This window comes from Streptomyces sp. NPDC002851 (assembly GCF_053591935.1).
Genome location: NZ_JBSFUT010000023.1, coordinates 21,654 through 41,159 on the forward strand (window position 1 = coordinate 21,654; position 19,506 = coordinate 41,159).

Sequence of the window (19,506 nt, forward strand, 5' to 3'; positions counted from 1 at the left end):
ACCAAAGGCTCTACGACTGATTCGCACCGTATGCCACCCCCTGCACCTGGTTGCCCGCTGTGTCGTTGTTCGTTGCTGTTGTCACAGTCCAAGGACGTTAGTTGCTGTTGTCACAGTCCTACGACAGCATGCCGCCCCGGCCGATCGGGCACTAGACCCGGCGGAGTAACGTGCGGGCCTAGGCAGACGCTGTTGTACGGCGGCGCGCTGCCGGCCGTAGAAGAGAGCGAAAGGCACAAGGTGACCGACCCTATGGGCGATATCGCACGCGTCGGAGTAGTGGGCTGTGGCCAGATGGGCGCGGGTATCGCAGAGGTCTGCGCGCGCGCCGGGCTCGACGTCAAGGTCGCGGAGACCACCGGCGAGGCCCTGGAGATCGGCCGTACCCGGCTCTACAACTCCCTCTCCAAGGCGGCCGAGCGCGGCAAGATCACCGAGGAGGAGCGGGACGAGACGCAGGCGCGGCTGAGCTTCACCACGGACCTCGGCGAGTTCGCCGACCGTGACCTGGTGATAGAGGCGGTCGTCGAGAACGAGCACGTCAAGACCGAGATCTTCCAGGTGCTCGACCAGGTCGTGACCCGATCGGACGCGATCCTCGCCTCCAACACCTCGTCCATTCCGCTGGTCAAGCTGGCCGTGGCCACCTCGCGCCCGGACCATGTGATCGGCATCCACTTCTTCAACCCGGCCCCGGTGCAGAAGCTGGTCGAGCTGATTCCGGCCCTGACCACCTCGGAGGGCACGATCAGCCGGGCCGAGGCCGTGGTCGAGAAGGTGCTCGGTAAGCACGCGATCCGCGCCCAGGACCGCTCCGGCTTCGTCGTGAACGCGCTCCTCATCCCGTATCTGCTCTCCGCGATCCGGATGTTCGAGTCCGGCATCGCCTCGCGCGAGGACATCGACAACGGCATGGAGCTGGGCTGCGCCCACCCGATGGGCCCGCTCAAGCTCGCCGATCTGATCGGCCTGGACACGGTCGCCTCGGTCGCGGACTCGATGTACGCCGAGTACAAGGAGGCGCTGTACGCCGCCCCGCCGCTGCTGCAGCGGATGGTGGACGCGGGCCGCCTCGGCCGGAAGACCGGCTCGGGTTTTTACACATACTGAGTTCCGCTTTCAGCCACGCTCCGTATCGATCCAGCCAGTACCGGCCGGTATTCGAGGGCCCGGCACCCCTGCGCGGGTGCCGGGCCCGTTCGGTTCGCACACCGTGTGCGCGAAGGACCCGCATATGCCTTTCGCACACGCTGTCGCCGCGCCGACCTGGGCTATTGACTAGGTGTGCGCACCAAGGGGGATGTGTGAATCGCACCGGAACGACTGCCCGAGAGGAGCGAACCGTGCCCGCCGACTCCGACCATCCCGTGGTCCTGGAGGAACACGCAGAGTTGCGGCGCACCGTCGACGTGGGCCTCGCCCGCGTCGACGGCAAGCTGGCCCTGCTGTCCCAGCGCGACGAACAGCACGGCAAGGACATCGACGACCTGAGCGAACGGGTCGCCGCCCTGGAGCACCACCGCTGGCCCCTGCCCACCCTCGCGGTACTCGCGGCGCTCGGTGCGCTCGTGGTGGCGATCTGGCAGGCCCTCGGCCAGTAGGCCCCGTGCCCCAAGTGACCTTGTGGCAGCGCCGGTTCAGCCGAGCCGCAGATGGTGCAGGAGCAGCAGCGCGGCGACCATGTTGGCGGCCGGGACCTCGCCTCTCGCGATCATGTCGGGGACGAGTTTGAGCGGCACCCATTCGCGCCGGTCGGACTCGAAGTCGTCCTCCGGCTGTCCTATGTAGGTGCCCGCGTCGGACCAGTAGATGTGGTGCTTGGCGTCGGTGAGGCCGTTGGACGGCTCGACGCTCATCAGGTGCTTCAGGGGCCCCGGCCGCCAGCCGGTCTCCTCCTCCATTTCGCGCGCGGCCGCGACGGCGATGTCCTCGCCGTCCTCGACGACGCCGGCGGGCAGCTCCCAGCCCCAGCTGTCGGTGATGAAGCGGTGCCGCCACAGCAACAGGACTTCATTGGCCTCGTTCACGACCGTGGCGACGGCGACCGGCCGCAGCCGGATCAGAAAGTGGTCGAGATGCCGGCCGTCCGGCAACGCGACATCCGCAAGGTTGACTTGGAACCAGCGGTTTTCATACACGGTTTGTTCTTCCAGTTTCGTCCACTGCACGGTTCTGCCACCTTCCGCCGAGATAGCTGGCAATATCGCAGCAGGAGGGCTAGGGCCTGTCCGGCGGATCAGGCCGACTTCGTGGGCGTCCACCGTCCGGTGCAGGTGAGCGGTGGTCTGGTGCGTGCGACTGCAAGGCGGAGGAAGGCGGCGACGCGGAGCGTCGGCAACTGACGACAACGCCGCAGGCGTGCGTGCCAGGCCGCCGCGTCCCAGGCAAGATCCGCCGGACAGGCCCTAGCTCACAGCGGCACGCGCAGCGCTCCGTCGATCAAGGCCGCCGCCTCCGCGGTGCCCGAGCAGCCGTTACGGACAAGGTGTTCGCGGACCGCACGCAGCCGGTCGCGCAGCCGCTGAGACTCCATCCCCCGTGCCTGTTCGGCCATTTCGACGGCGGTGACCACCGCCTTGTCGGCCTCCCCCTGGCGCAACTCGATCTGGCTGAGCACCGCGAGACGGTGCACCCGGCCCCGGTCGTGCGCCGGTGTGCCCACGGCCGCGGCCGAATGCTCCCGGGCGGCGGCCAGGTCCCCGAGGCTCAACAGGGCCTCGGCCACTTGTACGTTGACGAGCCCCGGCTGCACGTACCCGGTCTCGTCCGGCTCATGGCGGCGGTGGATCCGGTCGGCCGCCGACTCGGCCCGCCGGATGCAGGACAGCGCGCTGCCGCCGTCACCGAGATGTGCGTACGCCTTGGCCTGCATCGCATAGAGATCGGCGGCCAGAGCCGGGGTGATGTCCCGCCCGGCGGCACGCAGCGCGGCCTCGGCGAAGGCCACCGCCTGCCGGTACTCGCGCATGAACAGGGACTGGTTGACGAGCAGCGCTATCACATACGCGCCGAGCCCCCGGTCCCCGCTGGCCTTGGCGAGCCGCAGCGCCTGGTGGAAGTAGCGCTGCGCGAGCCCGTGCGCGTCCGAGTCGTACGCGCAGATCCCGGCGACCGCCACCAACCCGCCGGTGGCGCGGTGCAGTTGGCGCCCGGTCGCATCGGTGTACGAGCCGCGGAGCAGCGGCGCGGCCTCGGCGTTGAGGAAGCCGACGATCCGGGCGCGGGTCGCGATGCCGCCGGTCTTGCGGTACATCTGCTCGTAGTGCGCCCGGGCCGAACGGAGCATCTCGATATCGGCCATGCTGACCCGATGGCGGCCGCCCCGCGAAACGTCCACGTCCTCCGGCGGGTTCTCCCACTCCCACACCGGCATCACGGCCGGGGTACCGGTGACCGCCTGGGCCCCGAGAATGTGCGGCCGCTGCTGCTCGTCGCAGCGCCACAGGGCGGTGGCCCGCTCCACGAACCCGGAGAGGGTCGAGGACGCGCCACCGGGAGCGGCGACCGGGTCGCCGGTGGTGCCGGGCACGCCGAGCCCGATGTCGTCGAGCGTGACCGGGCGGTGCAGCCGGGCCGCGAGCACCTCGCAGATCAGGTCCGGCACCTGGCCGCGCGGGCGCTGGCCCTTCAACCAGCGGGCGACGGCGGTGTGTTCGTACCGGAGCGACAGGTTGCGCGCCTTCCCCGCCTGGTTCACATGGGCGGCGAGACCGGCGTGCGAGATCCCGGCTTCGTCGAGAATGGCATCGAGCAAGGTATTGGGCTGCATGACTCGCCCCTCCGGAGGCGCGCTGTCTGTCAGCGTCTCTCAGCGTAGTGGAGGCCCTTTCACACGGGGTGTGAACAGAGTGCCCGCTTTTGTACGTCACGCGCTCTGCCGCCCGCGCTCCGCCGCGAGTTGACTGAAATCCGTCCGGCTCCCCTGGGTCGGAACTTCTGGCTCCGCCAGATGCGGCCGGGCCGCCGGCTCCCCCTCGACAGTGCGGCGGCCCACCTCGCGCCCCGCTCGGCCTGCCTGCCGAAACTCCGTGGTCGGGCGGTGGCGCAGGCCGTTCCGACGGCGGGTCAGGTCTGGGTCAAGTCTTGGGCCAAGCGCCAAGTGCCGTCGCCCGGCGCGCCGTACACCGCCCTGCGGGCTCGTCCTCAAACGCCGGACGGGCTTGATCAGACACCCCGCGCCGGTCATTACGGAGCACAAGCAGTGCGACATCGTCGCAGAGCCGCCCCCCGGTGTGCCGTATCAACTCCTCATGCACCGCGTGGATCACGGAGTCCGGCGGGGCCGGACCGGCGCGTACCGCCTTGGTGAGCGTGGCGTGCAGCGGAAAGAAGCGGCCCTCGGCATCCCGTGCGTCCTCCACCCCATCCGTGTGCAGGCAGAGCCCGTCGCCGAGGGCAAGGCGGCCGCAGCGGCGCACCGGCAGCTCCGCGGGGAGCGGAAAGGGGCCGAGCGGCGGCAACGGGTCGCCCCCGGCGACGCGTTCGACGCTGCGGCCGCCGAGCCGGTACGGCCACGGGTGGCCGCAGTTGAGCGCGAACACCGCGCCGTCCGCGCGGATCTCCAGGAGCAGTACGGTGACGAACTCCTCGGCCGACGGCGCGTCCGGCTCGGTGCCGCACACCGCCGGGTGCTCGCCGCGGGACCGCTCCCGCAGATGCCGCTGCAGAGCGCGCTCCAACCGGCGCAGCACACCGGAGAGTTCGGGCTCGTCGTGGGCGGCCTCGCGGAAGCTGCCGAGGACCACGGCGACGGTGCCGAGGGCGCCGAGCCCATGCCCGCGGACGTCGCCCATCACGATCCGTACGCCATGATCGGTGGCCACCGCCTCGTACAGGTCGCCGCCCACCGCCGCACCCCGGGTCGCGGAGACCTGCCCGGCCGCGACGGAGAGGCCGTCGAGCCGGGGCGGCAGCGGGCGGAGCAGCACCCGCTGGGCGGCGCCCGCGACCTCGCGGAGCTGCGCGAGCTCCTGGAGCAGTGCGCGGCGGACGCCGAGTACCAGCCCGGTGCCGACGACGAAGAAGACGGCGCAGGTGGCGATCCGGGCGCCGAGGCCGGTCTGTTGGGCGAGCGGGCAGGTGAACTTGTACGTGACGGCGAAGGCGCCCCACATGAGGGGCAGCGCGAGGGCACGCGCCCGCCGAAGAAGCGAGGTCTCCGTGCGTAGGCCGTCGTCGCTCACCCTTGCCCGGAAGGGCCAGGCCCGGATATGGATCACGCCGTCGGCCTCCCCTCAGGCCCTGTCAAGGACGCAGCCGACCCGTACGGCCGGGACGATTCTGTCCAGGGCGTGCTGCGCCTGGCCCGGATCGACGACACTTCTCACCCGAACGAGTGAGGGGCGCACTCGACACTTCGAGTGCGCCCCTCAACTGGGCTTTTACGCCGAGGCTTTGACAGGACGATGCGCCGTCACCGTCAAGCCCGTACGGCGGTCGCGGGCCTAGGGGGCGTCTCCCCTAGGCGCCCCGCAGCACCGCCCCGGTGCGCTCCGCGGCCAGGGCCACCGCCGCGTCGCGGGCCGCGGATGCCTCGTCCACGGTCAGCGTGCGGTCGGCGGCGCGGAAGCGCAGCGCGTACGCCAGGGACTTCTTGCCCTCGCCGAGCTGCTGGGCGTTCTCGTACACGTCGAACAGGCGCAGCGATTCGAGGAGTTCGCCCGCGCCCTCGCGCAGCGCCCGCTCCACCTCGGCGGCGGGCAGGGAGGTGTCGACGACGAGCGCGACGTCCTGCGTGGCCACCGGGAAGGTGGAGATCCGCGGCGCCTGCAGCGGCTCCTCGCTGACCAGGGCGTCCAGGTTCAGCTCCATCGCGCAGGTGCGCGCGGGCAGGCCGAGCGCCTTCACGACGCGCGGGTGCAGCTCACCCGCGTGCCCGACGATCTGCTCGGCACCATCCTTGACGACGACGAGCTCGGCGCAGCGCCCCGGGTGCCACGGACCGTACTGGCCCTGGCGGACGGTGAGTTCGACCTCGGCCTCGCGGGCCACGGCGCGCGCGGCCTCGATGGCGTCGGCCCAGTCGCCCTGCCGACCCTTGCCCCACCAGCCGGCCTGCTCACGGGCGCCCGCGAGGACGACCGCGACGTGCCGCCACTGCTGCGGCAGCGCCTCGTCGAGGGTGGCGAGCTCGGCGTCGGTCGGGCGGCGGTCCACCGGAAGACGCTCCGGCACCGACTGCTCGGCGCGCGGGTGGAAGACCGCACCGGTCTCGAAGAGCGCCAGGTCGTGGCTGCCCCGGCTGTCGTTACGGCGCAGCGAGGCGAGCAGGCCCGGCAGCAGCGTCGTACGGAGCGCGGGCTCCTCGTCGGAGAGCGGGTTGACGAGCTTGACGACGCGGCGGGCCGGGTCGTCCTGCTCCAGGCCCAGCTGGTCGAAGATCTGCTCGCCGATGAACGGGTAGCTGAGCGCCTCGACATAGCCGCTCCCGGCAAGGGCGCGGCCGACCCGCCGGTGCAGCCGCTGCCGGTCGGTCAGGCCGAGGCCGGACGGCGGCTTGGGCAGCGTCGAGGGGAGGTTCTCGTAGCCCTCGAGGCGGATGACCTCTTCGGCCAGGTCGTTGGGGTCCCGCAGGTCGGGACGCCAGGACGGCACGGTGACGGTGAGCTGGTCCTGGCCGTAGACGTCGCAGCCGACCTCTTGCAGGCGGCGTACGACGGTCTCGCGGCCGTAGTCCATGCCCGCGACCTTGTCCGGGTGGTCGGCCGGGATGGTGATGGTGTGCGGCGCGGTCGGCGCGATGAACTCGGTGACACCGGCCTCTGCGGTGCCGCCCGCGAGCAGCACGAGCAGGTCGACGGTGCGCTGCGCGGCGGCGGGCGCGGCCTGCGGGTCGACGCCCCGCTCGAAGCGCTTGGACGCCTCCGAGGTCAGCTTGTGCCGACGCCCGGTGCGGGCGATGGACAGCTGGTCGAAGTGGGCGGCCTCGATGACGACTTCGGTGGTGGCCTGGACCTCACCCGTCTCTGCGTCGGGCGCGGCGTCGGCGATCTCGGTGTTGGCGCCGCCCATGACACCGGCGAGGCCGATCGGCCCCCGGTCGTCGGTGATCACCAGGTCGGCCGGGTCGAGCTTGCGCGTGGCGCCGTCGAGGGTGGTGAGCTTCTCGCCGGGCTCGGCGCGGCGCACCCCGATGGGGCCGACGATCCGGGACCGGTCGTAGGCGTGCAGCGGCTGACCGAGCTCCAGCATCACGTAGTTGGTGATGTCGACGGCGAGCGAGATCGGCCGCATCCCGGCCTTCTGCAGGCGGCGCTGCAGCCAGATCGGGGAGTGCGCCTCGGGGTTGAGGCCGACCACCGTACGGGCGGTGAAGCGGTCGCAGCCGGTCGGGTCGGAGACCTGCACCGGGTAGCCGTACGCATTGGGCGCGGGGATGTCGAGCAGCGCCGGGTCGCGCAGCGGCAGGCCGTAGGCGGTGGCGGTCTCGCGGGCGACGCCGCGCATCGACAGGCAGTAGCCGCGGTCGGGCGTGACGGCGATGTCCAGGACCTCGTCGACGAGTTCGAGCAGCTCGATCGCGTCGGTGCCGACCTCGTACTCGTGCGGGAGCACGATGATGCCGCCGGAGCCGTCGTCGCCCATGCCCAGCTCGTCGCCGGAGCAGATCATGCCGTGCGACTTCTTGCCGTACGTCTTGCGCGCGGAGATCTCGAAGCCACCGGGCAGCACGGCGCCGGGCAGGACCACGACGACCTTGTCGCCGACGGAGAAGTTCCGGGCGCCGCAGACGATCTCCTGCGGCTCGCCGGTGCCGTTGGCCTGTCCGACATCGACGGTGCAGAAGCGGATCGGCTTCTTGAACTCCGTCAGCTCCTCGATGGTCAGCACCTGGCCCACGACGAGCGGGCCCTTGAGGTCGGCGCCGAGCTGTTCGACGGTCTCGACCTCGAGGCCGACGGCCACGAGCTTCTCCTGTACGTCCCGGCCGGTCTCCGTCGCCGGCAGGTCGACGTACTCCCGCAGCCAGGAAAGCGGGACCCGCATCAGATCTCCATCCCGAACGGCCGGGTGAACCGGACGTCACCCTCGACCATGTCTCGCATGTCTTCCACGTTGTGGCGGAACATCAGCATCCGCTCGATGCCGAACCCGAAGGCGAATCCGCTGTACTTCTCCGGGTCGACGCCGCAGGCGATGAGCACCCGCGGGTTGACCATGCCGCAGCCGCCCAGCTCGATCCAGCCCTCGCTGGAGCAGGTCCGGCAGGGACGGTCCGGGTTGCCGACGGACTCGCCGCGGCACACGTAGCAGACCATGTCCATCTCGGCGGACGGCTCGGTGAACGGGAAGTAGTTGGGGCGCAGCCGGGTCTTCATGTCCGGGCCGAAGAGCGCCTTGACCATGTGGTCGAGGGTGCCCTTGAGGTCGGCCATGGTCAGGCCCTCGTCCACGGCGAGCAGCTCGATCTGGTGGAAGACCGGGGTGTGCGTGGCGTCCAGCTCGTCGGTGCGGTAGACCCGCCCCGGGCAGACGATGTAGACGGGCGGTTCGCGGTCGAGCAGCGCGCGGGCCTGCACCGGCGAGGTGTGCGTGCGCAGCACGACACCGGACTCATCGTCCTTGGTCCCCTCAGGGCCCTGCACGAAGAAGGTGTCCTGCATCTGCCGCGCCGGGTGGTCGGGCACGAAGTTGAGGGCGTCGAAGTTGAACCACTCCGCCTCGGCCTCGGGCCCCTCGGCGATCTCGTATCCCATGGACACGAAGACGTCCGCGACCCGCTCCATCATGGTGGTCAGCGGATGCCGGGCACCGGTGGGGGTGCGGTCGTAGGGCAGCGTGACGTCCACCGCCTCCTCGACCAGGACGCGGGCGTCACGCTCGGCCTCGAGCTCGGCCTGCCGGGCGGCGAGCGCCTTGTTCACGGCGCCGCGGGCCATGCCCACGCGCTTGCCCGCGTCCGCCTTGGCGTGCGGCGGCAGGGCGCCGATCTCGCGGTTGGCGAGGGCGAGCGGAGAGCTGGGACCGGTGTGCGCGACCTTGGCCGCCTGGAGCTGTTCGAGATCGGCAGCGGCCGCGAAGGCGGCGAGCGCCTCGCCTTGCATGCGCTCGATCTCTTCCGGTTTCAGGGCCTCGACCTCAACAGGGTCGTACGACTTATTGGGGGCTGACATCTCTTCCCGTGCTTCCGATTGGGCTGGCTGGGGAGTCCCACCACCGCGACCGCGACGGCGCGGACACAAACGCGCCAAAGGTCGAGTCTAGCGGTGTGCGGGCAGGTGAATGGCCCGTGGTCAGCTGCCGGACACTCCATACGCGATGACGTACGCGATCATGCGCCGCTACTGGAGATACGCCGGGGCCGCCACGGGCAGGGTAAATCGGAACTCGGCGCCGCCCGCCGGGCCCCGCCCGACGGTGATCGTGCCGCCGTGGGCCTCGACGATGCCCTTGACGATGTACAGGCCGAGGCCGGTGCCGCCGCGCTTGCTGCCCCGCCAGAAGCGGGTGAAGACGCGGTTCATGGACTCCTCCGGGATGCCTGGGCCCTCGTCGCTGACGGTCACGGTGGTGCCTGCGGCCTCCCGCTCGCGCGGGGAGACGCTGGGCGCTACGTCGATGGTGACAGTTCCCTCGCCGTGCCGCACGGCGTTTTCCAGGAGGTTGCTGAGCACCTGGTCGATCTTGTCGGGGTCGGCCCACAGGTCCGGCAGCGGCTGTTCCAGACGTACGAGAAAACGGTCCGGGGACCGGCCCGCGGCGACATGCGCCTGGATGTGCCGCCCGACGGCGGCGCCGATGTCGACGGGTTGACGGCGCACTTCGAGCCGCCCCGAGTCGATCCGGGAGATGTCGAGCAGCTCAGCGATCAGCCGGGTGACGCGGTTGGCGTCGGCGTCCACGGTCTCCAGCATCAGCCGCTTCTGGTCGTCCGTGAACCGCTCCCACTTGGCGAGCAGCGTGGCCGTGAAGCCCTTGACGGAGGTGAGCGGGGAGCGCAGCTCGTGGGCGACGGTGGCGATCAGCTCGGCGTGGCTGCGCTCGGTGCGGCGGCGGGCCTCGGTGTCGCGGAGGCTGACGACGAGGCGGCGCAGCGGGCCCGCGGGCGAGGCGCGCACATACCGCGCGGCGACCAGGACCTCGCGGCCGCCGGGGAGCAGCAGGTTCCGCTCGGGCTGGCGGACCCGGGTGCTCAGGCCGCCGTACGGGTCGGTGAGCTGCCACCAGCGGCAGCCCTCCAGGTCCTCCAGGGGCAGCGCGTGCTCCAGGGGGAGGCCGAGCGCGGTGGCGGCGGGGACGGCGGTGATACGGGCGGCGGCGGCGTTGAAGCAGATGACGCGGCCGGTCTCGTCGGCGACGACCAGACCGTCCGGCAGGTCGTCCGGGTGCAGCCCGAGGTCGTCCAGGTCAGCGGGTCCCGGGCCGGTGGGGTCGCGGTGCTCGGCGCGGGACGCGGGACCACGCGCGGCGGAACCGTGCACTCCCCCTGGTCTGCTGGTGCCGACACTCATCCCCGTACCCCACCTCTCGACTGGTGCAGTGGGCCCCCGAGCCCGCCACATTACTAGCCGAGGATGAACGAATGGACCCCTCGGACGGGTCGCACTGGGTCAGAGGGAGCGCTGGGCGCGGGCGGAGGCGTACAGGCAAACGGCCGCGGCGGTGGCGAGGTTGAGGCTCTCCGCCTTGCCGTGGATGGGCACCCGCACGACGGCGTCGGCGAGGTTCCGGGTCTCCTCCGGCAGCCCCCAGGCCTCATTGCCGAAGATCCAGGCGGTGGGCGTGGCCATGGTCCCCCGGTCGAGCTCGGCGTCGAGGTCGTCCTCCCCGGCCCCGTCGGCGGCGAGCACCCGCACGCCGACGTCCCGCAGCCCCCGTACCGCCTCCTGGACGGGAACGCCCACGGCGACCGGCAGATGAAAGTGCGAGCCGACCGAGGCGCGCACCGCCTTGGGGTTGTAGAGGTCCACGGAGGCGTCGGTCAGCACCACGGCATCGGCCCCGGCCGCATCGGCACAGCGGAGGACGGTGCCCGCGTTCCCGGGATCACGCACATGCGCGAGGACGGCGACGAGCTTGGGCCGCGCGGCAAGGATCTCCGTGAACGGCGCATCGAGGAACCGACAGACCCCGACCAGACCCTGCGGCGTGACGGTGGTCGCGATATCGGCGATCACCGCCTCATCGGCGAGATGCACCCGGGCCCCGGCGTCCCGCGCGGCGGCAACGAGATCGGCGTACCGCTCGGCGGCCTCGACGGTGGTGAACAGCTCGGTGAGCGTGGGCCCGGCGACGGTGCTGTGCCCGGCGGCCTCGCGCACGGCCTGCGGCCCCTCGGCCAGAAACAGCCGCTCCTTGGCGCGGAAGTTCCGCTTCGCCAGCCGCCGTGCGGCGCCGACGCGCGCTGAGCGGGGGGAGATCAACTCGGGGGCGGGAACCATGACTTACCTCTACGCGACGGGAGGGCTAGGAATAAGGGGCGCGGGGAACTGCGCGACCAGCCCACGACGGCCCGCAGTCGAAAGACCACAGAAGAGGGCAGACGCGAACGGACCCACAAGCCGCGGGGGCCTGCAGGTCCGTTCGGGCTCAGCTCAACCCGTAAATCAGGCGGCAGCCTTCGGCGCGTTCACGTCGCTCGGCAGAGCCTTCTGCGCAACCTCGACGAGCGCGGCGAACGCATTCGCGTCGTTGACCGCGAGCTCGGCCAGCATCTTGCGGTCCACCTCGATGTTGGCGGCCTTCAGACCCTGGATGAAGCGGTTGTACGTGATGCCGTTGGCGCGGGCAGCGGCGTTGATGCGCTGGATCCACAGCTGACGGAAGTCGCCCTTGCGCTTCTTGCGGTCGTTGTAGTTGTAGACCAGCGAGTGGGTGACCTGCTCCTTGGCCTTGCGGTAAAGGCGCGAGCGCTGGCCGCGGTAGCCGCTGGCCTGCTCGAGGATCGCCCGGCGCTTCTTGTGGGCGTTGACTGCCCGCTTGACGCGTGCCACTTCTTGACTCCTTGTAGCGGGGCCGTGGTTGTCCTCACACGGCCCGGTTCGATTAGGTCCCGGTCCCGGCGTCGGGCCCCTGTTTCCAGGGGCCCTGACGTCACTTGCCGAGAAGCTTCTTGACCTTCGCGGCGTCGCCCGGGGCCATCTCGGCGTTGCCGGTCAGGCGGCGCGTCAGACGGGACGACTTGCGCTCGAGCAGGTGGCGCTTGCCGGCACGCTCACGGAGCACCTTGCCGGAGCCGGTGATCTTGAAGCGCTTCTTGGAACCGCTGTGCGTCTTGTTCTTCGGCATAGCGCCGTTCTCTCCTCGTCATGGCGCTTCCCCGGTGCGGACCGGCATGGGGAAGCGTCAGTTGTTTCGGTTGGCGTCCAGGGATCGACCCCGGATCAGGCTTCGGCGGGCTCCCCGGCGGGGGCGCTGCTCTGGTCCTCGCGGTCCCGGCGGGTGGAGGTGGTTTCCGCCTCCGCCTTGCGGGCGGCCTGGGCTTCGCGGGCCTCGGCCATCGCCTCGGTCTTCTTCTTGTGCGGACCGAGAACCATGATCATGTTGCGGCCGTCCTGCTTCGGGTTCGACTCGATGAACCCGAGGTCCTGAACGTCCTCCGCGAGGCGCTGCAGCAGCCGGTAGCCGAGCTCCGGCCGGGACTGCTCGCGACCACGGAACATGATCGTGATCTTGACCTTGTCGCCCTGCTTGAGGAACCGGACGACGTGACCCTTCTTGGTGTCATAGTCGTGCGGGTCGATCTTCGGCCGGAGCTTCATCTCCTTGATGACCGTGTGCGCCTGGTTCTTGCGCGCCTCACGGGCCTTCATGGCCGACTCGTACTTGAACTTGCCGTAGTCCATGAGCTTGCAGACGGGCGGGCGGGCGTTCGCCGCCACCTCGACCAGGTCGAGGTCGTACTCCTGAGCAAGCTCAAGGGCCTTGGCAAGCGGAACAATCCCGACCTGCTCGCCGCTAGGACCGACAAGTCGCACTTCGGGAACGCGAATCCGGTCGTTGATGCGGGGCTCGGCGCTGATGGATCCTCCTCGGTAGCACCACGCGACGGTCTGGCGGACTGCCGCGTAACGTCTCTTTGCGTTAGACCTAACCGCGCCGGTGCACGAAAAATGCCCCGGAGACGATCACATGCGGAGCTCCTCACTTACCGGAGCACCGTCGCGACGCACGCGGGGCGCAGAGGACCGCCACTCGAGGTGGCTGTCTGACCGGTGACCCGACGCTCTTTCGAGCATCCAGGTGGGAGATGCGGAGCCTCCACTTGTGGGCCGAGCACTGAGATGTCCGGCCGGTCGACTCACCAGCATACCAGCGTTCGGGGGTGCCGCAGTCCCCTCTGCCCGTGGGACCTGGCTCTTCCTGGGGCTCTAGGCTGGACGGGCCCACCGCATGGGACCGGCGCCACTGGAGAAGTGGCCCGGTCCGCTCGACTCCCAGGAAGTAGCAGCAAGCCATGAGCGACGCGACCCCCGGCCCCGGTGCCGGTCCCGAGGCCCACGCCGACTTCGACGCCATGACCCGTGACATCGCGGAGGTCCCCGCGGTCGAGGTGATCGTGACGGTCGCGGTGAACCTGATGAGCGCGGCGGCGGTGAAGCTGGGCCTGACCGAGGAGGGCGACCGGCACAAGGACCTGGACGAGGCCCGCAAGCTGGTGCACGCCCTGGCCGGGCTGCTCGACGCCAGCGCCACGGAGATCAGCTCGTTCCACGCGGCGCCGCTGCGCGACGGCCTGAAGTCGCTCCAGCTGGCGTTCCGCGAGGCCTCCCTGGTCGCGGACGAGCCGGGGCAGGGCCCGGGCGAGAAGTACACGGGCGCGGTCTTCGGCTGACGCCCGTCGGGGGCGCCGGGGCGCCGTTCGGCCACCGCCGCCCGCGCGGGCGGGCCGCAGGCCACGGGTAGGGTCGATGACCGTGGCGAACAAGAACATTCCCGACTCCGGCTTCTCCGACGACGACGGCTCCGCGGACCCGCGCCTGACCGCGGCCCTTGCCGCGTGGGCGGCGGACCGTTCGCAGCGGACGGCGGCCGGGGTTCTTCAGGCCCTGGCCCCGACCCGCCTCCTCGTCCCCGTCGTGGCCGTGCTCGGTGAGGTGGAGACCGACGAGAACGGCCTGAAGCGCGAGAAGACCAGCGACATGGCCGTTCCCACCCTCAAGGCCGGTGACCGCACGGCGCTGCCCGCCTTCAGCTCCACCGAGGCGCTCGCGCTGTGGGATCCCGAGGCCCGGCCGGTCGCCGTACCGCTGCGGCAGGCGCTGCACGCCGCCGTGCACGAGAAGGCCGACACGATCGTCCTCGATGTCGCGGGTCCGGTCCCCTTCGAGCTGCCGCGCCCGGCCCTGCTCGCCCTCGCCGAGGGCCGTACCTCCACCGACCCGCTCACCGACCCGGCCGTCACCGAGGCGGTACGCGCCGTCGTTGCCGCCGAGCCCGCGGTGCTCCGCGCCCACCTCGGCCCGGGCACGGCCGACGGCACCCTCGCACTCGTCCTCGCCCCGGATGCGGCCCCCGCCGAGGCCGCGCAGCGGGTGGCCGAGGCGCTGGCCGCCGACGAGACGCTCCGGGCCCGCCTGGTCCGGGGGCTCGACCTGGCGCTGCTTCGGGCCGGATCGACGCCACCGGGTGAGCCGTTGTTCGTACGCGCCTGACGGTCCTGTTCTACGCGTCCGGAGGGGCACCGCCGCCTGATCTACGCGTCCGGAGGGGCCCGCGCCGCTCAGTCGAGGTCTCGGCGGCCGCGCCACAGGGCGACGGCTGCCACCAGGAAGAGTGCGCCCAGGGTGGCGGCGAGTGGGCCCGCCCAGGCGGCGGCGGTGTCGTCGGGGTCCGGGTCGGGGCCGGGGCCGAAGTACGTGTCGCGGTAGGCGGCCGGTTTCAGGTCCTGGGGCTTCAGCTTGGCGCCCGCTTCGATGGCGGCGGCCGCGTCGACCAGGCCGTGTCCGCGGGAGTCGTCGCGGCCGCCCTCGGGGGTGTCCCGGGCGGTGTCCTCCAGGAGCTGTTTGACCTGGGCGGGCCGCAGGCCGGGGTGGGCGGAGAGGACCAGGGCGGCGACGCCGGAGACGTGGGCCGAGGCGGGGCTGGTGCCCCAGCCCTTGTAGTACTCGCGGTCGGGGTCCGGGATCATGATTTCGACGCCGGGGGCGCTGACGGTGGCGTACCAGCGGCGGGTGGAGAACGGGGCGCGGGTGCCGAAGCGGTCGACGGCGGTGACCGCGATGACGCCCGGGTACGCGGCCGGATAGGAGACGTGGTCGCCCTTCTTGCCGCCGTTGCCCGCGGAGGCGACGACGACGGAGCCCTTGCGGAGGGCGTACTGCACGGCCGCGTCCTCGGAGGGCTCGGGGTGGGCGGACTCGCTGTCGTCGCCGAGGGAGAGGTTGATGACGTCGGCGCCGTGGTCGGCGGCCCAGCGGATGCCGTCGGCGAGGGCGCTGCCGCGGGTCGCACGGGCCTGTTTGCGGGCCGTGTCGCCGTCCTCGAGGATCACCCGGACCGGCAGGATCTTCGCCTCGGGCGCGATGCCGAGCACGCCGTCCTCGTTGCCCGGGCCGTGGCCGTGGCCCGCGATGACACCGGCCATGGCGGTGCCGTGCCGGGCCCAGGGGCGGTCGCCCTTCTTCGCGCCGAAGCCGATCATGTCCTTGCCCTCGAGGACGTTGCCCTTGAGGTCGGGGTGGCCGGCGTCGACACCGGTGTCCAGGACGGCGACGGTGACGCCCTCGCCGCGGGTGGTGCGCCAGGCCTCCTCGGTGTGGAGCTCGGCCAGGGCCCACTGCCGCGAGCGGATCTCGTCGGCCTGGGCGGCGTGCGCGGGCAGCAGGGCGAAGGCGGCGGCGAGGAGGGCGGCGGCGGTCTTACGGAGCGGGGCGGGGCGGGGCGGGCGCAAGCGGTTCACGCGCTCTCCCCCGGTTGCTGACGCGGTGTCCGTGGCGGCTGACGCGGTCGCTTCAGTGTGCTGTTCCCGGCGGCTCACGTGGTCTCCTTCGAGGCCGCGGTGAACTTCTTGCGCAGGCCGCGCTCGAGGCGGTCCGCGAGGCCCTTCGCCTCATGGCCGAGGCCCGCCTGGGCGGACGCGCTGGTGGCCCCCGGCTTCACGGCGTCCGCGGCGGGCTCGGGCTCGGCGATGGCGCGGCCGTCGGCGAAACCCGAGACCGCGTAGACCACCACGGGCGCGTCCTTGAGCACCGAGATCCGCCAGGACGCCCGCTGCTCGTCCGCGAAGTCGGCGGCGACGGTGCCCTTCACGGCGTACGGGCGGGGCATCAGGTCGGGCCGCCGGTCGAGGCCCTCTTCGGCGAAGCGGGTGCGCAGGGCGCCCATCGTGGCGGCGTCGGCCTTGGTGAACAGGAACCCGACGGTGGTGACATGGCTGCGGGTCGCGTCGGTGTACGTGGCACGGAGCAGCCGTTCGCAGCCGACCGGGCGCAGGACCTTGCGCAGGAGCGGGTCGAAGGCGTCCGCACAGCCGCTGTCCGGAGCGACGCCGATACGGGTCCACTGCCGGTCGGCGCCACCGGGTCCGGCGCCGTCGCCCTTGACCCGCGGTGGGAAGAGCTTGTCGACGGGCGCGTTGTGCCAGATGTCCCCGGCGGCCGTGAACACGGCCTGCGCATCGGAGGCACCGGTGCCGCTACCGACGGCATCGGTGATCCAACTCCCGGTCACGGCACCGCCGATGAGGCCGAGCCCGAGCACCAGGCAGGCCGCCACGGCGGCGAGCCGGGGCTTGCTGCGCGCCCCGACGGGGTGCGGCTGAGCCGTCCGGTCATCGAATCCCACCGGCTGCTCGAAGGCGGCGGGGCGTCCGGCACCGGGCTGCGGCGTGAGCCCCACGGAGCCGACGGCTCGGCGGCGCGAGGCCGAGGCACGGGGCGGCGGGCCGAGGGGGCGCGGCGGGGTCTCGGGAGGCAGGGGGCGCGCGCCTTGGGAGCGGGGGCTTGGGGCGCCGGGGACGGGGCGGAGGCGTGCGGTGGTTTCCGCGGGGTGGTCCGGGGAGGTGGGGGTGGCGGGTGCTGTGGGCGGCTTCGGGGAGCCCGGCGTCGACGGAGTGGTGGACCGCGGCTCGGTCGGGCCGTTGTCGGCGCCGTCCCCGGCGGGGGTGGCGGACGTGAACCGCGCGTCGGTGGCCGGGGGGTGGGCCGGGGCCGACGGCGCCGAGGCAGTGGGGCCACTGGCGGACGGGCGCTCGGGCCGCGACGGGTTGCCCTCGGGGCGGGATGCCGGACCCGTGGCGCCCCACACCGTGTCGCTCGCACGCGGAGGCACCGCCTCCGGAACGGTCTGCGGCGGAACGGCGGGCAGGGGCGGCGCTTGTGGCGGTGGCGGAACACTGGGTACGGGCGCGGCGGCGCCGTCATCGCGGCGGACGGGGCCACCGTCGCCCTGGCGGGCCGGGCCACCGTCACCGTGGCGGACGGGACTGCCGCCGCCCTGGCGGGAGCGGGCCGGGCCACCGTCACCCTGGCGGGCAGGACTGCCGCCACCCGGACGGACCGGGCCACCGTCACCCTGGCGGACGGGGCCGCCGCCCTGGCGGGAGCGGGCCGGGCCACCGTCACCGTGGCCGGTGTTGCCGGGGCGGTCGGCCGAAGGCTGGGGCGCGGCGTCGGCCGGGGCCGTGGGCGGCTCCCAGGCGGCGGGTTCGTACACCGGGTCATGGCCCGCGTCGTGGCCCGGGTCTTGCGAGGCGGCGAGGTGGCCCGTGCCCGGGGAACGGGTCGCATCGGTGGCGGAGCCGGAGCCTGGGCCCGGAATCGAGGGCGTACCGCTGGAGGAGACCGGCGCGGAGAAGCTCGGCGCGGAGGACGTACCAGCGGAAGTCGTACCAGCAGAGGACGTACCAGCGGAAGACGTACCAGCAGAGGACGTACAACCGGCAGGACCCGGCGCCGTACCCCCATCGCCGCTGGCGGCCGTGGTCGAGGCGGGGGCAGAGGCGGCCGTGGTCGACGGAGGCTGGTCCGGGAGGCGCGTGGTGGGGTTGGGGGGTGGGGGTGCGGTGGGGCGGGGCGGGACAGGGGCGCGCTGCGCTTCTGTGCTCATGCCCCCGCTCCTTGTACTCGGGTACTCGGGTCCGCTCGACGTACTCGAGGCCCGCTCGACCGACGATGTTCACGCTGCTTTGACGTGTGCTCGTGCCTTTGGGGACAGGCCCGTTCCCGATCCCACCCTGCCTGCGCGTCACTCTACGGGCTGACGCGGGCGGACGGGGAACCGGTCGGGCCCCGGCGGGCGATCTGTCCGGGATCATCCCCCTACCCCTGGGTAAACCCGTCTGGCAGGCTGCGGACATGACCGCCCCCCGTGCCCCGCAGCATCTGACGCTTCCGTCGCATCCGTCGGCCCGCACCCGCTACGACCGGGCCACCGCACACCTCGACGCGCCGCTCGCGATCGTCGACCTGGAGGCGTTCGACGCCAACGCCGCGGATCTCGTACGCCGTTCCGCCGGCAAGCCGGTCCGGGTGGCGAGCAAGTCCGTGCGCTGCCGTGCGCTGCTCGAACGGGCCCTGGAGAGGGACGGGTTCGCGGGCATCATGTCGTTCACGCTCGCCGAGTCGCTGTGGCTGGCCCGGTCCGGCTTCGAGGACGTACTGCTCGCCTACCCCTCGGCCGACCGGTCCGCCTTCGCCGAGCTGACCGCCGACCCGAAGCTGGCGGCCCGCGTGACCGTCATGGTCGACGACCCGGCGCAGCTGCGCCTGATCGACGCCGCGCGGTCCGGTGGGCGCGAAGAGGTGCGGGTCTGCCTGGAGTTGGACACCTCCCTGAAGCTGCTCGGCGGCCGGGTACGGGTCGGGGCGCGCCGCTCGCCGCTGCACTCCCCCGCGCAGGTCGCCGAGGTGGCGCGGGCCGTGGTGCGCAGGCCGGGGTTCCGGCTCGTGGGTCTGATGGCGTACGAGGGGCATGTGGCCGGGGTCGGGGATCTGCTCGCGGGGCGCCCGGTGCGGTCCCGGGCGATCCGCCTGATGCAGTCCGCCGCGCGCCGCGAACTGGCCGCCCGGCGGGCCGAGGTGGTGCGCGCGGTGCGGGCGGTGGCGCCGGACCTGGAGTTCGTCAACGGGGGCGGTACGGGGAGCGTGCAGCACACGGCGGCGGAGTCGGCGGTCACCGAAATCGCGGCCGGGTCGGGGCTATACGTGCCGCGGCTCTTCGACAACTACACGTCGTTCAGCGGGCGTCCGGCAGCCCTGTTCGCGCAGCCCGTGGTGCGCAGGCCCGGCGTCGGCGCGGTGACCGTGCTCGGCGGCGGCTATCCGGCGTCGGGCGCGGCGGGTGCGGACCGGTTGCCGGTGCCGTATCTCCCCGAGGGGCTGCGGTACGACCCGCAGGAGGGCGCGGGCGAGGTGCAGACACCCTTGCTCGGCTCGGCCGCGGACGATCTGCTCCTCGGCGACAAGGTGTGGTTCCGGCACGCCAAGGCGGGCGAGTTGTGCGAGCGGTTCGAGGCACTGCATCTGGTCGAGGGCGACCGGGTGACGGCGACCGTGCCTACGTATCGCGGTGAAGGGCGTACGTTCCTCTAGACCGCTCTCCTCCAGACCGTTCTCCTCCAGGCCG

Annotated in this window: 17 protein-coding genes; 5 read left to right on the forward strand and 12 right to left on the reverse strand. The window is 72.1% G+C overall.

What is annotated here, in order from left to right:
• The first annotated feature begins 252 nt into the window (after positions 1–252).
• Together ACWD10_RS23530 and ACWD10_RS23535 are read left to right on the forward strand one after the other, a co-directional pair.
• The gene (locus tag ACWD10_RS23530) at positions 253–1,110 is read left to right on the forward strand and encodes a 3-hydroxybutyryl-CoA dehydrogenase (protein WP_451094058.1); all 858 of its coding nucleotides are present in this window, start codon (positions 253–255) and stop codon (positions 1,108–1,110) included.
• Between the two features lie 233 nt (positions 1,111–1,343).
• Positions 1,344–1,601: a hypothetical protein gene (locus ACWD10_RS23535; RefSeq protein ID WP_451094060.1), complete on the forward strand. Its 258-nt coding sequence runs from the start codon at positions 1,344–1,346 to the stop codon at positions 1,599–1,601.
• A gap of 36 nt (positions 1,602–1,637) precedes the next feature.
• On the opposite strand, the gene ACWD10_RS23540 is transcribed toward ACWD10_RS23535, so the two are convergent.
• The 10 genes from ACWD10_RS23540 to infC all read right to left on the reverse strand — a co-directional run bounded on the left by ACWD10_RS23540 (position 1,638) and on the right by infC (position 12,962).
• On the reverse strand, positions 1,638–2,168 hold the full coding sequence (locus ACWD10_RS23540) for an NUDIX hydrolase (RefSeq protein ID WP_451094062.1): 531 nt from the start codon (positions 2,166–2,168) through the stop codon (positions 1,638–1,640).
• A gap of 242 nt (positions 2,169–2,410) precedes the next feature.
• A complete protein-coding gene (locus ACWD10_RS23545; RefSeq protein WP_451094064.1) occupies positions 2,411–3,769 on the reverse strand; it encodes a transcriptional regulator in 1,359 nt (452 codons plus the stop codon).
• A gap of 307 nt (positions 3,770–4,076) precedes the next feature.
• Entirely contained in the window at positions 4,077–5,114 is a 1,038-nt protein-coding gene (locus ACWD10_RS23550) for a PP2C family protein-serine/threonine phosphatase (protein WP_451094237.1), read from the reverse strand.
• Positions 5,115–5,460: 346 nt separating this feature from the next.
• Positions 5,461–7,986, reverse strand: a complete 2,526-nt coding sequence (gene pheT / locus ACWD10_RS23555) for a phenylalanine--tRNA ligase subunit beta (protein ID WP_451094065.1) — start codon at positions 7,984–7,986, stop codon at positions 5,461–5,463.
• Complete coding sequence (pheS, locus tag ACWD10_RS23560) at positions 7,986–9,113, reverse strand: phenylalanine--tRNA ligase subunit alpha (RefSeq protein ID WP_451094067.1); 1,128 nt, start codon at positions 9,111–9,113, stop codon at positions 7,986–7,988. The genes pheT and pheS overlap by 1 nt, the downstream gene beginning before the upstream one ends.
• Before the next feature lie 168 nt (positions 9,114–9,281).
• Entirely contained in the window at positions 9,282–10,451 is a 1,170-nt protein-coding gene (locus ACWD10_RS23565) for an ATP-binding protein (RefSeq protein ID WP_451094069.1), read from the reverse strand.
• A 99-nt stretch (positions 10,452–10,550) separates the two neighbouring features.
• Positions 10,551–11,381, reverse strand: coding sequence for a TrmH family RNA methyltransferase (locus tag ACWD10_RS23570; protein ID WP_451094071.1), 831 nt, complete (start codon positions 11,379–11,381; stop codon positions 10,551–10,553).
• 165 nt (positions 11,382–11,546) lie between these two features.
• The gene (gene rplT, locus ACWD10_RS23575) at positions 11,547–11,933 is read right to left on the reverse strand and encodes a 50S ribosomal protein L20 (RefSeq protein ID WP_069814172.1); all 387 of its coding nucleotides are present in this window, start codon (positions 11,931–11,933) and stop codon (positions 11,547–11,549) included.
• A gap of 100 nt (positions 11,934–12,033) precedes the next feature.
• Positions 12,034–12,228: a 50S ribosomal protein L35 gene (gene rpmI / locus ACWD10_RS23580; RefSeq protein WP_451094074.1), complete on the reverse strand. Its 195-nt coding sequence runs from the start codon at positions 12,226–12,228 to the stop codon at positions 12,034–12,036.
• 95 nt (positions 12,229–12,323) lie between these two features.
• Complete coding sequence (gene infC / locus ACWD10_RS23585; protein ID WP_451094239.1) at positions 12,324–12,962, reverse strand: translation initiation factor IF-3; 639 nt, start codon at positions 12,960–12,962, stop codon at positions 12,324–12,326.
• Between the two features lie 434 nt (positions 12,963–13,396).
• Between infC and ACWD10_RS23590 the strand changes: the two genes are divergently transcribed.
• Positions 13,397–13,774 (forward strand): DUF1844 domain-containing protein, encoded by a 378-nt coding sequence (locus ACWD10_RS23590; RefSeq protein WP_451094076.1) that lies wholly within the window; start codon positions 13,397–13,399, stop codon positions 13,772–13,774.
• Between the two features lie 82 nt (positions 13,775–13,856).
• Positions 13,857–14,594, forward strand: coding sequence for an SseB family protein (locus ACWD10_RS23595; RefSeq protein WP_451094078.1), 738 nt, complete (start codon positions 13,857–13,859; stop codon positions 14,592–14,594).
• Between the two features lie 68 nt (positions 14,595–14,662).
• Here ACWD10_RS23595 and mycP read toward each other — a convergent pair whose 3' ends face one another.
• Together mycP and ACWD10_RS23605 are read right to left on the reverse strand one after the other, a co-directional pair.
• Positions 14,663–15,832, reverse strand: a complete 1,170-nt coding sequence (gene mycP / locus ACWD10_RS23600) for a type VII secretion-associated serine protease mycosin (RefSeq protein WP_451094241.1) — start codon at positions 15,830–15,832, stop codon at positions 14,663–14,665.
• Between the two features lie 83 nt (positions 15,833–15,915).
• On the reverse strand, positions 15,916–17,988 hold the full coding sequence (locus tag ACWD10_RS23605) for a hypothetical protein (RefSeq protein ID WP_451094080.1): 2,073 nt from the start codon (positions 17,986–17,988) through the stop codon (positions 15,916–15,918).
• Positions 17,989–18,236: 248 nt separating this feature from the next.
• On the opposite strand from ACWD10_RS23605, the gene ACWD10_RS23610 reads away from it, so the two are divergent.
• On the forward strand, positions 18,237–19,472 hold the full coding sequence (locus tag ACWD10_RS23610; RefSeq protein ID WP_451094082.1) for an amino acid deaminase/aldolase: 1,236 nt from the start codon (positions 18,237–18,239) through the stop codon (positions 19,470–19,472).
• The last annotated feature ends 34 nt before the right edge of the window (positions 19,473–19,506 follow it).